14 protein-coding genes and 1 pseudogene are annotated in these 14,196 nt (G+C 72.6%); 3 read left to right on the forward strand and 12 right to left on the reverse strand.

The window, feature by feature from the left end:
- Positions 1 to 42 precede the first annotated feature (42 nt).
- Positions 43 to 1,326, reverse strand: coding sequence for an adenylosuccinate synthase (locus tag CCN29_RS16245; protein WP_006135111.1), 1,284 nt, complete (start codon positions 1,324 to 1,326; stop codon positions 43 to 45).
- Between the two features lie 186 nt (positions 1,327 to 1,512).
- Between CCN29_RS16245 and CCN29_RS16250 the strand changes: the two genes are divergently transcribed.
- Entirely contained in the window at positions 1,513 to 2,385 is an 873-nt protein-coding gene (locus CCN29_RS16250) for a diacylglycerol kinase family protein (RefSeq protein ID WP_006135110.1), read from the forward strand.
- Between the two features lie 7 nt (positions 2,386 to 2,392).
- Here CCN29_RS16250 and CCN29_RS16255 read toward each other — a convergent pair whose 3' ends face one another.
- Positions 2,393 to 2,989 (reverse strand): Uma2 family endonuclease, encoded by a 597-nt coding sequence (locus CCN29_RS16255; RefSeq protein WP_442538388.1) that lies wholly within the window; start codon positions 2,987 to 2,989, stop codon positions 2,393 to 2,395.
- A 52-nt stretch (positions 2,990 to 3,041) separates the two neighbouring features.
- A complete protein-coding gene (locus CCN29_RS16260; protein WP_037816686.1) occupies positions 3,042 to 3,536 on the reverse strand; it encodes a GbsR/MarR family transcriptional regulator in 495 nt (164 codons plus the stop codon).
- 104 nt (positions 3,537 to 3,640) lie between these two features.
- On the opposite strand from CCN29_RS16260, the gene CCN29_RS16265 reads away from it, so the two are divergent.
- Both CCN29_RS16265 and CCN29_RS16270 read left to right on the forward strand, forming a co-directional pair.
- Positions 3,641 to 4,537 (forward strand): ABC transporter ATP-binding protein, encoded by an 897-nt coding sequence (locus tag CCN29_RS16265; RefSeq protein ID WP_006135107.1) that lies wholly within the window; start codon positions 3,641 to 3,643, stop codon positions 4,535 to 4,537.
- Positions 4,534 to 6,168, forward strand: a complete 1,635-nt coding sequence (locus CCN29_RS16270) for an ABC transporter permease (RefSeq protein ID WP_086682682.1) — start codon at positions 4,534 to 4,536, stop codon at positions 6,166 to 6,168. Before CCN29_RS16265 ends, CCN29_RS16270 begins: the two co-directional genes overlap by 4 nt.
- A gap of 9 nt (positions 6,169 to 6,177) precedes the next feature.
- Here CCN29_RS16270 and CCN29_RS16275 read toward each other — a convergent pair whose 3' ends face one another.
- The 9 genes and pseudogenes from CCN29_RS16275 to CCN29_RS16315 all read right to left on the reverse strand — a co-directional run.
- A complete protein-coding gene (locus tag CCN29_RS16275) occupies positions 6,178 to 6,771 on the reverse strand; it encodes a Uma2 family endonuclease (RefSeq protein ID WP_039988269.1) in 594 nt (197 codons plus the stop codon).
- An 87-nt stretch (positions 6,772 to 6,858) separates the two neighbouring features.
- Positions 6,859 to 8,082, reverse strand: coding sequence for a cytochrome P450 (locus CCN29_RS16280; protein WP_086682684.1), 1,224 nt, complete (start codon positions 8,080 to 8,082; stop codon positions 6,859 to 6,861).
- Positions 8,083 to 8,135: 53 nt separating this feature from the next.
- Complete coding sequence (locus tag CCN29_RS16285; RefSeq protein WP_006135103.1) at positions 8,136 to 8,570, reverse strand: VOC family protein; 435 nt, start codon at positions 8,568 to 8,570, stop codon at positions 8,136 to 8,138.
- A gap of 32 nt (positions 8,571 to 8,602) precedes the next feature.
- A complete protein-coding gene (locus CCN29_RS16290; RefSeq protein ID WP_006135102.1) occupies positions 8,603 to 9,268 on the reverse strand; it encodes a response regulator in 666 nt (221 codons plus the stop codon).
- Positions 9,265 to 10,659, reverse strand: a complete 1,395-nt coding sequence (locus CCN29_RS16295; RefSeq protein WP_442538389.1) for a sensor histidine kinase — start codon at positions 10,657 to 10,659, stop codon at positions 9,265 to 9,267. The genes CCN29_RS16290 and CCN29_RS16295 overlap by 4 nt, the downstream gene beginning before the upstream one ends.
- 115 nt (positions 10,660 to 10,774) lie before the next feature.
- Positions 10,775 to 11,437 carry a response regulator gene (locus tag CCN29_RS16300; protein WP_086682689.1) on the reverse strand — a complete coding sequence of 221 codons (663 nt, stop codon included), beginning with the start codon at positions 11,435 to 11,437 and terminating at the stop codon, positions 10,775 to 10,777.
- Complete coding sequence (locus tag CCN29_RS16305; RefSeq protein WP_031017947.1) at positions 11,434 to 12,792, reverse strand: sensor histidine kinase; 1,359 nt, start codon at positions 12,790 to 12,792, stop codon at positions 11,434 to 11,436. The genes CCN29_RS16300 and CCN29_RS16305 overlap by 4 nt, the downstream gene beginning before the upstream one ends.
- A complete protein-coding gene (locus CCN29_RS16310; RefSeq protein WP_086682691.1) occupies positions 12,785 to 13,975 on the reverse strand; it encodes an acyltransferase family protein in 1,191 nt (396 codons plus the stop codon). The genes CCN29_RS16305 and CCN29_RS16310 overlap by 8 nt, the downstream gene beginning before the upstream one ends.
- Positions 13,972 to 14,196, reverse strand: a pseudogene (locus tag CCN29_RS16315) (hypothetical protein); the annotation flags it as partial. The gene CCN29_RS16310 and the pseudogene CCN29_RS16315, both read right to left, overlap by 4 nt.

Genomic DNA, 14,196 nt, shown 5'->3' on the forward strand with positions numbered 1-14,196 from the left:
GCGCGGGCGCCGGTGCACAGGGCGGCTGTCCTGAGGTGTGGCCTACAGGAACGAGTTGATCTCGATCGTCTCGGTACGGCCCGGGCCCACGCCGATCGCGGAGATCGGGGCGCCGGACATCTCCTCCAGGGCCTTCACGTACGCCTGGGCGTTCTTCGGCAGGTCGGAGAAGGTCTTCGCCTTGCTGATGTCCTCGCTCCAGCCCGGCAGCATCTCGTAGACCGGCTTCGCGTGGTGGAAGTCCGTCTGCGAGTACGGCAGCTCCTCGACCCGCTTGCCGTCGATCTCGTACGCCACGCACACCGGGATCTGCTCCCAGCCGGTGAGGACGTCGAGCTTGGTGAGGAAGAAGTCGGTGAGGCCGTTGACGCGGGTGGCGTAGCGGGCGATGACCGCGTCGAACCAGCCGCAGCGGCGGTCACGGCCGGTGGTGACGCCCCGCTCGCCGCCGATGCGGCGCAGCGCCTCGCCGTCCTCGTCGAACAGCTCCGTCGGGAACGGTCCTGCGCCGACGCGGGTGGTGTACGCCTTGAGGATGCCGATGACCCGGCTGATCTTCGTCGGGCCCACGCCCGCGCCCGTGCAGGCGCCGCCCGCGGTCGGGTTGGAGGAGGTGACGAAGGGGTACGTGCCGTGGTCGATGTCGAGCAGGGTGCCCTGGCCGCCCTCGAAGAGGACCACCTTGTCCTGCTCCAGCGCCTCGTTCAGCACCAGCACGGTGTCGGCGACGTACGGGGCGAGCTTGTCGGCGTAGCCCAGCAGCTCCTCGACCACCTGGTCGACCGCGATCGCGCGGCGGTTGTAGAGCTTGGTGAGCATCTGGTTCTTGACGTCGAGGGCCGCCTCGACCTTCTGGGTGAGGATCGACTCGTCGTACAGGTCCTGGACGCGGATGCCGACGCGGTTGATCTTGTCGGCGTAGGTCGGCCCGATGCCACGGCCGGTGGTGCCGATCTTCCGCTTGCCGAGGAAACGCTCGGTCACCTTGTCCACCGTCACGTTGTACGGCGTGATGATGTGCGCGTTACCGCTGATCAGGAGCTTGGACGTGTCGACGCCGCGCTCGTTCAGACCGCTCAGCTCGGAGAGCAGGACCGACGGGTCGACGACGACGCCGTTGCCGATGACCGGCGTGCAGCCGGGGGAGAGAATCCCGGAAGGGAGCAGGTGCAGGGCGTACTTCTGGTCGCCCACGACCACCGTGTGGCCGGCGTTGTTGCCGCCCTGGTAGCGCACCACATAGTCGACGGAACCACCGAGCAGGTCCGTCGCCTTTCCCTTGCCTTCGTCACCCCACTGAGCACCGAGCAGCACAAGTGCGGGCACGCGCGTACACCCCTTCCGGGCGGGGCATGTCCAAGGTCAGGGGCGCACACGGAGGATCTCCGCCGCGTGCACCGCGACCACCGTTGGCCGCCAACCGTCGGACCGGATGCCCCGGAATAGACGAAGCCCCTGGCGCAATAGCGCAAAGGGGCTCTTGCACAAAGATGCTACCCGAGGAAGCGAGGCATGGCCGAGGTGGCGACATCCGGGACTTCTTCCGCGACGTCCGATCAGCTCCTGGTGGTCATCGATCCGGTCGCCCGGCGGGCGGACGGCGAATCGGTCCGGATCGCGAAGGACGTGCTCAGCGCGGGTGCCGCGGGCATGAAGGTGTGCCTGCCGGACGATCCGGAGGAGTTCGCGCGGGCGCTGGCGCGGCGCGGCTCACGCCGCCCGGTGGTGATCGGCGACGACCGGGCCCTGGTGCGGGCGGTGACGCTGCTGCACCGGCAGCGGGAGCTGGCCGGGTGCGTGCTGTCGCTGGTGCCGGTGGGCGGCGCCGTCTCCCTCGCCCGGGCACTGGGGGTGCCCACGGGGGCGGTGGCGGCGGCGCGGGCCGTGCTGGACGGGGCGGAGCGGCGCATGGACCTGCTGGTGGACGACAGCGACGGGGTGGTGCTCGGCGCGCTGCGGATCCCGCCGCTCGGGCGCACGGCACGGCTGCGGGAGGCGGGCGGTGACGGGGGGCGCCCGTGGCTGCGGACGTGCCGCTCGCTGGTGCGGACGCTGGTGCCGGCCAGGCCGCCGGGGACGGCCGACGCGCCCGGGTCGGGGCCGGCCCGGCTGCGGGTGGAGGTCGACGGGGAGACGCTGGTCGACCTGGGGCAGCCGGTGGAGGGCGTCTCGGTGATGCCCGGCGTGCCGGGGACGGCGCGGGTCGAGGTGCGGCCGGTGTCGGTGGGCGCGGAGGCGTCCCCGCTGCTGGCGGAGGGCCGGACGGTGACCGTGTCGGGCGCGCACTTCCGCTATCGCGCGGACGCGGTCGTCTCGGGGCCGGTGCGGACGCGGACGTGGGAGGTGCGGGAGGGGGCGTGGGGGCTCACGATGCCGGCGCGGTAGCGGGGCGTCAGGCGCGGGGCGCCGTGAAGTTGGTCGTGTCCAGGACGCAGTCGAACGGGGCCGGGACGGACAGCTTCTCGCCGAACGGCTTGATCTCGCGGGCCTCGTAGCCCTTGGCGGAGGGCATCGAGAAGACCGTGGCCTGTTCCTCCTGCATGTCGAGGAGGAGGTAGACGGGGACACCCGCCTTGCCGTAGGTCCCGGCCTTGTCGGTCAGGTCGTCGTCACGGGTGGAGGGAGAGGTCAGTTCGGCGACGAAGGACAGGGCCTCGCCGTCCAGGCGGTTGCTCTCCGTTTCGAAGGCCCGTTCATGCGCCGCATGGATGTCCGGCCCGAATGCGCAAGCGTCCCCCGGAAAGACGTACAGGAACGGGGCGGAACTGATCTGGTGCCCCTCGGGGAGATGCGGCCGAAGCTGCTCGCACACCAGATGCATCACGCGGTGGTAGTAACCCTTCGACCACGGCGACACGACGATGTTCCCCCTGATGATCTCGGCTTTGAAGCCATCACGCAGTTCCAGCTCGTCGAGGAGGTTCAGCATCTCCTCGAAGTCGCCGAGCTCGGTGCCGTGTGTCGTCGGTCGCTCTGCCATGACTGTCATGATGCGCCCTCCCCCGGTGACGGACCAGCCGCAACTCATTGTAGCCGAGCAGCTACTGTCCGAACCGCTTCTCCCGGTGCACCCGCCAGCGCTCCATCATCGCCTCGACCTCCTTCTCCACGAACTCGAAGAAGGCCAGCGTCTCCGCCAGCCGGCGCCCCGCCGGGGTGTCGGCGCCCAGGCTGGTGACGCCTTCCCGCAGCGCGTCCTCCCAGCGCTTGATGACGGCCTCGCGGTTGGTGAGCGCCTCGTACCACTGGTCGCCGTGGACCCGGTAGCGCTCGCGGCGCGAGCCGGGCTCCCGCTCGCGGGACACCATGTGGACCTGGGCCAGGTAGCGCACGGCGCCGGACACCGCCGCCGGTGAGATCTGGAGCTGTTCGCCGAGTTGCGCGGAGGTCAGCGCCCCGGCGTCGGACGCGAGCAGGGCCCCAAAGACGCGGGCGGGCATGCGCTGCATCCCGGCCTCGACCAGCTGCGCCGCGAAGTGCTCGACGAACCGGGAGACCGCCTCCGGGTCCCGTGCCGTCCCGCTCGGTTCCGCCATGATCCGCACCATCTCCCCTGCTCGGACGCCGTGCCCAGTCTAGCCGTCGATTCATACGCTTCCTTAACTTCACAAATTTCTGAAAGAAGCGTACGTTCCGGAGCATGACGAAGGCCATCACCGTGTCCGGACTGCACAAGTCGTTCGGCCGGACCCACGCACTGGCCGGTCTCGACCTGACCGTCGAGACCGGCGAGGTCCACGGCTTCCTCGGACCCAACGGCTCCGGGAAGTCCACCACCATCCGCGTCCTGCTCGGTCTGCTGCGCGCCGACTCCGGCGCGGCCCAGGTGTTCGGCCGGGACCCCTGGACGGACGCCGTGGAGATCCACCGCCGGATCGCCTACGTCCCCGGTGACGTGACGCTGTGGCGCAACCTGTCCGGGGGCGAGGTCATCGACCTGTACGGCAGGCTGCGCGGTGGCCTGGACCCGCACCGCCGGGCCGAGCTGATCGAGCGGTTCGAGCTGGACCCGACGAAGAAGGGCCGCACGTACTCGAAGGGCAACCGGCAGAAAGTCGCCCTGGTGGCGGCGTTCGCCTCCGACGTCGACCTGCTGATCCTCGACGAGCCGACGTCCGGCCTGGACCCGCTGATGGAGGAGGTCTTCCAGCGCTGTGTCGCCGAGGAGCGGGAGCGCGGGCGGACCGTGCTGCTGTCCTCGCACATCCTCAGCGAGGTGGAGGAGCTGTGCGACCGGGTCAGCATCATCCGCAAGGGCGTCACGGTGGAGAGCGGTTCGCTCGCCGAGCTGCGGCATCTGACCCGGACGAGCGTCAGCGCCGAACTCGCCGGTCCGCCGAACGGCCTCGCCGCGCTGCCCGGCGTGCACGACCTCGACGTCCAGGGCCGCCGGGTCCGCCTCCAGGTCGACACCGACAAGCTGGACGCGGTGCTGCGCTCGCTGAGCGAGTCGGGCGTACGGTCGCTCACCTCCACCCCGCCCACGCTGGAGGAGCTGTTCCTGCGGCACTACCAGGACGAGGTGACCGTCCGATGAGCGCCGCCTCCTTCGCCGTACGGCCCACGAGCGCGCGCCGGCTCGCCGGCACCGGCATCCTGCTGCGGTTCGCGCTACGCCGGGACCGGGTGATGATCCCGCTCTGGGTCGGGGTGAACGCCCTGATGGTGCTGTCCATGCCGAACACGCTCAAGGGCCTGTACGGCACCCCGGCCGAACGCGCCGACCTGATCGGCCAGATGGCCGGCAACTCCTCCCTGCGCGCGATGGTCGGCCCCGTCTTCGGCGACTCCCTCGGCGCGCTCACCGCCTGGCGGGTCGGCGTGTACGCGGGCGCGCTGGCCGCCGTGGTGGGGCTCCTGGTCGTCGTCCGGCACACCCGCGACGAGGAGGAGAGCGGGCGTCAGGAAATGGTGGCATCCGGGATGGTGGGCCGCAGGGCCTCGCTCACGGCGGCGCTGCTCGCGGCGGCCGTCGCGAACGGGGCGCTGGCGCTGCTGGTGACGGCGGGGCTGGCCGGTCAGGGCGCGGCGGGAGCGCTGGCGTTCGGGCTCGGGATCGCGGGCGTGGGCATGGTCTTCGCGACGACGGCGGCGATCGTGGCCCAGCTGACGGAGAGCGCGCGGCTGGCCCGGGGGCTGACGGCGGCGGTGCTGGGCGCGGCGTTCGTGCTGCGGGCGGCCGGCGACTCGGCGACCGATGGGGGCACCTCCCAGGCTTTCGGCACTGGGGGAGGTTCTTCACTGCTGACGTGGGCGTCCCCGCTCGGCTGGCTGACGAACCTGCGGGCGTTCGCCGGGGAACGGTGGTGGGTGCTCGGGCTGCTCGCGGGCGCGGCGCTGGTGCAGGGAGCGGTGGCGTACGCGCTCGCCGACCGCCGGGACCTCGGCATGAGCTTCCTGCCGAGCCGCCCGGGACCCGCCGCCGGACGGCTGGGCGGCGCGCGGGCGCTGGCATGGCGGCTGCAACGGGGCTCCGTGCTCGGCTGGAGCATCGGCTTCCTGCTGGCGGGGCTGGTCTACGGCGGTATGGCGGACGGCGCGGCCGACCTGCTCGGCGACAACGAGGGCGCCCGGGAGATCTTCGAGCGGATGGGCGGGGAGGCCGGGCTGACGGACGCGTTCCTCGCGGCGATGGCCGGGATGCTGGGGCTGGTCGCCGCGCTGTACGTCGTGACGTCGGTGCTGCGGCTGCACGGCGAGGAGACGTCGGGCCGCGCGGAGCCGGTGCTCGCGGGGTCGGTCGGGCGGCTGCGCTGGGCGGCCGGTCACCTGGTGGTGGCGTTCGGCGGGTCGGCGCTGTTGATGCTGCTCGCGGGCGCGGGTCTCGCACTCGGCCACGGCGAGCGGACGGGGGCCATCCTCGGCGCGTGCCTGGTGCAGGTCCCGGCGGTGTGGGTGATCGGCGGGGTCGCGGTGCTGCTGTACGGGCTGGCGCCCGGGGCGGCCATGGGCGCGTGGGGGGTGGCCGGCGCGGTGCTGCTGATCGGCTGGGTCGGCCCGGCGCTGGACGTCCCGCGGGCGGTGCTGGACCTGTCCCCCTTCGGTCATCTGCCGAAGCTGCCGGGCGGGGAGATGACGTGGGCGCCGGTGCTGGTCCTCACGGCGCTCGCGGTCGCCCTGGTGGCGGCGGGGCTGGCCGGGCTGCGGCGCAGGGATCTGTCGACGTGACGGAGACGGTCAGTCCATGAACGGCTTGAGCTCCTCGGTGTCGAACTCGATGCCGACGGGGTCGGGAAGCACGACCTTCTGGCCCAGCTGGCGCTTCTGGACGTTCCGGTAGCCGACCACCGGGTCCGGGTCACTGTGCACGAGGACGGAGCGGCGGTCGCGGTCGATCAGCAGGTAGACGGGGATTCCGGATTCGGCGTAGGCCTGGGGCTTCTCCACGCGGTCGCGATCGTGCGTGTCCGAGTCGAAGGAGGTGACCTCCACCGTCATCAGCACGCCATCGGTGTCCGCCCAGTCCCCCTGCCCCGCGAAGTGGGCGACAGGGGCGAGCACCGCGTCCGGCAGGGCCCTGCCCCTGCGGTAGGACTCCACCTTCAGCCCTTGCACCGGGCTGAGATCGAGCTCGGGCCTGGCCTGCATGCACTGGCGGACCAACCACATGATGATCGCTCCGTGATTGCCGTTGGTCACTTTCCTGAGCCCGATCCGTCCGTTGATGAACTCGAACCTGACGGTCTCGTCCTCACGTTCGGCGAACTCGGCGATCCGCTCGAACATGTCCACCGACAACTGGGATGACCCACGTTCTGCCATAACCGTCATGGTGCCTCCCTCCGCAGGCGGACACCAGCTTGACGAGCCATCCATGTCCATCGCCGGAAGGCGGCCGGTGATCAACCGAACGGGTGATCACCGGCCGACTTCCACGGCCAGCCCCTCCAGCCCCCTGATCACGAAGTTCGGCTTCCGCTGCGGCTCCGTCGCGAGCCGTAGGGTCGGGGCCTTCTCCAGCAGGGCCGTCATCGACGCCGCCAGCTCGATGCGGGCCAGCGGCGCGCCGATGCAGTAGTGGATGCCGGCGCTGAAGGAGATGTGCGGGTTGTCGCGGCGGGTGAGGTCGAGGCGGGACGGGTCGGTGAAGACGGCCGGGTCGTGGTTGGCGGAGCCGAAGAGCATCGCGATCTCCGCGCCCCTCGGGATCACCTGGCCGTCGATCTCGATCTCGTCGAGGACCCAGCGTTCGAAGAGCTGGAGCGGGGTGTCGTAGCGCATCAGCTCCTCGATCGCCGTGGGGACCAGGGAGTGGTCCGCGCGCAGGGCGGCGAGCTGGTCGGGGTGGCGGAACAGCGCCCACCAGCCGTTGACCGTGGAGTTCACGGTGGCCTCGTGGCCCGCGTTGAGCAGCAGGACGCAGGTGGAGATCATCTCCTGCTCGGTGAGCCGGTCGCCCTCGTCGTGGGCTGCGATCAGGCCGGAGATCAGGTCGTCGCCGGGGCGCTCGCGGCGTTCGGCGATCAGGTCGCGCAGGTAGTCGGAGAACTCGACGGACGCGCGGACGGCCCTGGCCGCCGTCTCCTCGGACGGGTTCAGCTCGTACATGCCGCAGATGTCCGCCGACCAGGGCCGCAGGGGTGCCCGGTCGGACTCCGGGATGCCGAGCATCTCGGCGATCACCGCGACCGGCAGCGGCTCGGCGACGTCCCTCAGCAGGTCGCCGCCGCCCGCCTCGACGAGCGCGGAGACCAGGTCGTCCGCGAGCCCGCGCACGTACGGCCGCAGCCGCTCGACCGTGCGCGGGGTGAACGCCTTCGACACCAGGCGGCGGATGCGCGTGTGGTCCGGCGGTTCGAGGTCGAGCATGCCGTGGTCGTTGAGGGTGTGGAACGGCTCGTGCTCCGGCGGCGGCGCGGTGCGGCCGAACTCCTCGTGGGTGAAGCGGTGCTGGTACGTCCGTCCCAGGCGCCGGTCGCGCAGCAGCGCCGAGACGTCCGCGTGGTGCGCGACCAGCCACTGGTCCGTGGGCTCGAAGTACCGCACCCGGCCCTGTTCCCGCAGTTCGGCGTAGGCGGGGTAGGGGTCGGCGACGAACGCGGGGTCCCACGGGTCGAAAGCGAGGTCGGAAGGAGCTGCCATGGACGGACGGTAATCCGCCGCCCCGCCCTCTGACCAGGGGTGCCGGGCGCTCGTCAGGCGGCGCCGAAGTCGGGGAGGGTGACCGTGCCGTCCTCGGCGAGCGGGAGACCGGGGTTGTGGGCGACCTCCCAGGCGTGGCCGTCGGGGTCGGTGAAGGCGCCGGAGTAGAAGCCGATGTCGTTGACGACGGCCGGCTTGGTGACCGTGCCCCCGGCCCGGTCGGCCGTCGCGAGCAGCTCGTCGACCTCGGCGTCGGAGCGGACGTTGTGCGCGAGGACGATGCCGCCGAACCCGCCCGCGGCGCCGGGTGCGAGTCCGGTGTCCCGCGCCAGCTTGTCCCGGCCCCACAGGACCAGGCCGAGACCGCCCGCCTGGAAGAAGACGGTCTCCTGGACCTCCTGGCCCCGCCAGCCCAGCGCCTCGTAGAAGGCCTTCGAGCGGGCGAGGTCGGTGACCCCCAGCGTGATCAGGGTGATGCGCTGTTCCATACGCCTCACCCTAGGCCGCGCGGCCCCCGGGCTCAGCCCGGTGTGACGAGACGCGCCTCGTACGCGAAGACCGCCGCCTGGGTGCGGTCGCGCAGCCCCAGCTTCACCAGGATGCGGCTCACATGCGTCTTGATCGTCGACTCGGCGACCACCAGCCGCTCGGCGATCTCCCCGTTGGAGAGCCCCTGCGCGATCAGCACCAGCACCTCCGTCTCCCGCTCGGTCAGGTCCCCGTACGCGGCCTGCGCGGACGGCAGCACGCGGGGCGCGTCGGACAGCTTGGAGAACTCGGTGATCAGCCGCCGGGTGACCGAGGGGGCGAGCAGCGCCTCGCCGGCCGCGACGATCCGGACGCCGTCGGCGAGCTGACGGGCGGAGGCGTCCTTGAGGAGGAAGCCGGACGCGCCGGCGCGCAGCGCCTGGTAGACGTACTCGTCCAGGTCGAACGTGGTCAGCACGAGCACCTTCGCCGCACCGTCCGCGGCGACGATCTCGCGGGTGGCCTCGATGCCGTTGAGCTCGGGCATGCGGATGTCCATGAGGACGACGTCGGGGGCGAGCTCTCGGACCTTCTCGACCGCCTGCCGGCCGTTGACGGCCTCGCCGACGACCTCGATGTCCGGCATGGCGTTGAGCAGCACCGAGAAGCCCTCGCGCACCATCATCTGGTCGTCCGCGATCAGTACGCGAATGGTCATGCGTCACCCTTGTCCGCCGCGGTGACCGGCAGGAACACCGCGACCTCGTAGCCGCCGTCCTCGGTGGGCCCCGCGGTCATCTCGCCGCCCAGCATGGCGACCCGCTCCCGCATGCCGGTGATGCCGTGCCCGGCACCGATCGGAGAGGGCGGGCGAAGCCCTCCATCAGGGGCGGTGGCCGGGTGACGGGTGGGCTTCACCAGGCTCGGCTCCGGCATCGGGCCGTTGACGACCCGGACGCCGAGGCCGCCGAGAACGTACCCGATCTCCACGCGGGCGCTCGCGCCGGGCGCGTGCCGCAGGCTGTTGCTCAGCGCCTCCTGCACGATCCGGTACGCCGACAGCTCCACGCCCTGCGGCAGTTCCCGCACCGCGCCGGTCACGGCCTTCTCCACGGTCAGTCCGGCGTCCCGCACGTTGACCAGCAGGGCGTCCAGGTCGGCGAGGGTGGGCTGCGGGGCGTCCGGGGCCTCGTAGTCCTCGGCGCGGACGACACCGAGGATGCGGCGCAGCTCGGTGAGGGCGGCGACCGCGTTCTCCCGGATGGTGACGAAGGCGCGCTCCAGCTCCGGCGGCGGGTTCTCCACCCGGTACGGCGCGGCCTCGGCCTGGATGGCGACCACCGACATGTGGTGGGCGACCACGTCGTGCAGCTCGCGGGCGATGGTGGTGCGCTCCTCCAGCAGGGTGCGCCGGGACCGTTCCTGCTCGGTGACGGTCTGCTGGGCGGTCACCTCCTGCCGGGCGGTGTGCCGGACGTGCCAGAGGCAGACGACGAGCAGGGCGAACGCCGACGTGATCAGCATCGGCCCGCCGTTGGTGTAGTAGTACGAGCCGCCCATGAAGACGTCCGCGAGGACGGCGTACGCGGCGGTGACGACCCACATCCAGACGGCGGTGCGGGGCCGGGTGCGCAGCGCGACCACCACCAGCACGGTGAGGTGGCTGACGAACGCGCCGGGCATCCAGGGCCAGTCGTATCCGCCGCCGTTGAGCAGCGCGGTCACCGGGCTCACGGCGATGGACAGCCAGAACGCGCCGATCGGCCGGGTCAGCGTGGCGACCACGGGCAGCGCGCACAGCAGACCGCTCAGCAGCGCCCTTGCGTCCCCGCCGGGTTCGCTGCCGGAGACGGCGCCGATCAGCAGGGTGAGCAGCGCGATGCCCCCCACCAGTGCGTGCGGGAGCCGTTCCGCCACGGTGCGCGTCCGCGCGGGGACCAGGCGCAGGATCGGCCCGGTCGTCGGCCGGGGCCCCAGCGGGTGGTAGGCGAAGGGGTCGTGGAACAGGTCCTGGCGCAGCCCCTTGAGGGCGTTCTGGGCCAGCCGGTACTCCGGGCTGCGGTCACCGTCCCCGGCGCGCGGGGACTGCGGGTGCGTCGTCTCGGTCACGCTGACACGGTAGGCCGAGCGGGTGAGCCCGGTCGTCCCCGCTGAGAGGGGTTCCGGGGCGTCCGTCTGAAGTACTACGCAGGCCACACGGGCTTGCCCCACGGTACGCGCGAGCTCAGTAGCCGGAGGGGCGCACGAGCCCCGACTCGTAGGCGAACACCGCCGCCTGCGTGCGGTCGCGCAGGCCCAGCTTCACCAGGATCCGGCCGACGTGCGTCTTCACGGTCTGCTCGGCCACCACGAGCCGTACGGCGATCTCCGCATTGGACAGGCCCTGCGCGATCAGCGACAGCACCTCCGTCTCCCGCTCGGTGAGGTCGCCCACCCTGCGGCGCAGGGGCGTGCGGGGCCGCGGGTCGAGACGGGAGAACTCGGCGATCAGCCGGCGGGTGACGCCCGGCGCGAGCAGCGCGTCCCCGGCCGCCACCACCCGTACCGCCTCGGCGAGCTGCTCGGCGGAGGCCTCCTTGAGGAGGAAGCCGGACGCGCCCGCGCGCAGCGCCTCGTACACGTACTCGTCGAGGTCGAAGGTGGTCAGCACGAGCACCCTCACCTGCGGGGTGGCGGCGGTGATGCGGGCGGTGGCCTCGATGCCGCCGAGTTCGGGCATGCGGATGTCCATCAGGACGACGTCCGGGGCGAGTTCCCCGACCTGCTCGACCGCCTCCAGGCCGTTCACCGCCTGGCCGACGACCTCGATGTCGGGCTGGGTGTTCAGCAGCACGGTGAAACCCTGCCGCACCATCTGCTGGTCGTCGGCGATCAGAACGCGGATCACGCGGGGCCTTCCTGGATGAGGGGGTCGGTGGCGGTCGGCGCGGGCACGGGGAGGCGGGCCTCGACACGGTAGCCGCGGCCGGACCAGGGGCCCGCGGTGAGCGTGCCGCCCAGCATGACGGCCCGCTCCCGCATGCCGAGCAGCCCGTGTCCGGCCCCGGAGGACGGGGGCGGCTCCCGGGTGGGCGCGGTGTTCACGACCTCCACCCGCAGGGCGCGCGGCCCGTAGGCGAGGGTGACGTGCGCGGTGGCGCCGGGCGCGTGCCGCAGCACGTTGCTCAGCGCCTCCTGCGCGATCCGGAACGCCGACAGCTCGACGCCGGGCGGCAGGGGGCGCCGCTCGCCGGTGACCTCGGTGGTCACCGTGAGTCCGGCGGCGCGGGTGTTCTCCACCAGCGCCGCCAGCCGGCCGAGGGTGGGCTGCGGGGCGTGCGGGGCGCGTCCGGATCCGTCGGCCAGGTCGTGGTCCCGGCCGTCGTCGGCGGCGGGGTGCTCGGAGCGCAGCACGTCGAGAACGCGGCGCAGTTCGGTGAGCGCCTCGACGGCGTTCTGCCGGATGCCGGCGAGGTTCTCCTTCAGCTCGTCGGACGGGTCCTGCACGAGGTGCGGGGCGACCTGCGCCTGAATGGAGATCACCGACATGTGGTGGGCCACCACGTCGTGCAGCTCCCGCGCGATGCGGCCGCGTTCCTCGAGAAGCGTGCGGCGGGCCCGCTCCTCGGCGGTGAGCGTGGCCTGCCGGCCCAGCTCGGCGCGGGCCTCGCGGCGGCCGCGCAGGGCGGACCCGAGGACGACCACGACGGTGAAGAGGATCACCGCGAGCTGGCCGGTGGGGTCGTAGTCCCGCGCGCCGATCAGCCCTTGCAGCACCCAGGTGACCAGCGCGGTCAGGGCCAGTGCCTCCACGGACGCCCGGGTGGGCACGCGCAGGGCGAGCAGCAGCATGACGAGGATGTGCCCGATCATCCCGGCGGCCGACCACGGCCAGGTGAACGAGTCACCGTCGCCGACGACCATCTCGGCGCGCACCGCGAGTGCGCCCACCACCGTCGCGGCCAGCGACAGCCACCAGCCGGGCTGCGGCCGCCACAGCGCGAGCGCCATCGCGCCGCTGTGGCCGAGCGCGACGGGGAAGGCGATGCTGAAGTCGAGCCGGCCGGAGTCCATGAGCTGCGCGAGGTCCCCGGCGAACACGCCGATGGCGACCAGCCACACCATGCCGTGCGGCAGCCACCGCAGCCAGGTCGACGGCGGCAGGGGATCGACCCGTGTGGTCATCAGGTCGTCCCGCAGGACGCCCAGCCACCGCCGTATGTGCTCCACCCCCGTGTCCGTCACGCCGTTCAGCCTAGACATGGGGGGTCCTCTCGGTCATCGGGCGGTGCGCGCGGACCACCCTCGACGGCCGTGCGCGCCGCCGCCGGCCGCCGCCCTGCTCCCAGGTGCGGAACGCCGCCCCGCACACGGCCAGGGCGAGCGCGAACACGATCAGCCAGGGCAGCCGGGCGGCGGCCCAGCCGAGGCCGTCGGGGACGGTGTGCAGACCTGGCAGCGGGCCGGCCGGGAGAAGCGCGGCGGTGGTGGCCATGAGGGCGGTCTGGTGCCACAGGAAGACCGTCATCGCGGACAGGTTGACCAGCGCCACCGCCGCCCAGGCGAGGGGCCGGCGCATCGCGCGGCGCAGCCGGTCCCGCAGCAGCAGCGCGAGCCCGCACTGGGCGAGGCCGAAGGTGACGGCGGCGAGCGTCGGCGGGTTCAGGTTGGACACCTCGGCGCCGGGCACCCCGACCATCGCCGCCGGATATCCCGCCCACGCGACCAGCGCGGCCGTCGCCGCCGTGCCGCCGCCCAGCAGCACCCACCCGGGCCTGCGGCTCTCCAGCTCGCCCCGGGTCCAGGCCGCGCCGAGCGTGTACGGCACCAGCCAGCCCGCGGCCAGGTTGAGCCAGCCGAGTCCGTCGGGGGCGCCGAACCCGAAGCGGAGCACGTCGACGTGGAGGACGACGGCGAGCGGCCAGAGCGGATGCAGCCGGGCGACCAGCGGGGTCGCGGCGGTGAGGGCGGCGAAGACCAGCAGGAACCACATCGGGGACAGCGCCAGCTTCACCAGCGTCCGCACGGTCGCGTACTCGGCGTCGGACAGGAGCAGCGTGAGCGTCACGACCGTCCACAGGCCGAGGACGGCGACGACCGGCCCGAACAGCCGCGCGAGCCGGGCGTGCAGCCACCGCCGGTACGGCACCCCGCGCTCCCGCGCCGAGGCGTACGAACGGGTCGCGACATGCCCGCCGACCAGGAAGAACACGGCGAGGGTCTGGAACGCCCAGGAGACCGGTGCCAGCCAGGGCAGGTGCTGGAGCGGGCTGGCGGCGCGCAGGGTGCGGCCGTCCGCGACCAGCGCGGTGACCAGCCAGTGCCCGAGGACCACGCCGGCGACGGCGAAGGCCCGCAGGGCGTCCACGGCGCGGTCGCGGTGGGCGGGGGTGGCCGCGTCGATGCGGGCGGCTGTGCCGCGTGCCGCGGCGGTGAGACGGGTCATCGGGTCACCTCCTGGAGACGGCCGAGGACGATGCGGGTCAGGTTGGCCAGGGAGGGGGAGCCGGGCGCGAAGTAGTCGCTGTGTCCGCCGTCGCCGGCCGCGAAGACCCGGGCGCCGTACGCGCGGGACACGGGGTCGGTGCCGAAGCCGACGGTGGTGCCGAACAGGCCGGCGTCGAGGTGCGGCACGTGCTCGACCCAGTCGCCGGCGCCGCGCGCGGC

Origin of the sequence: Streptomyces pseudogriseolus, assembly GCA_002154585.1 — a bacterium.
Taxonomy (GTDB): Bacteria; Actinomycetota; Actinomycetes; order Streptomycetales; family Streptomycetaceae; genus Streptomyces; species Streptomyces pseudogriseolus.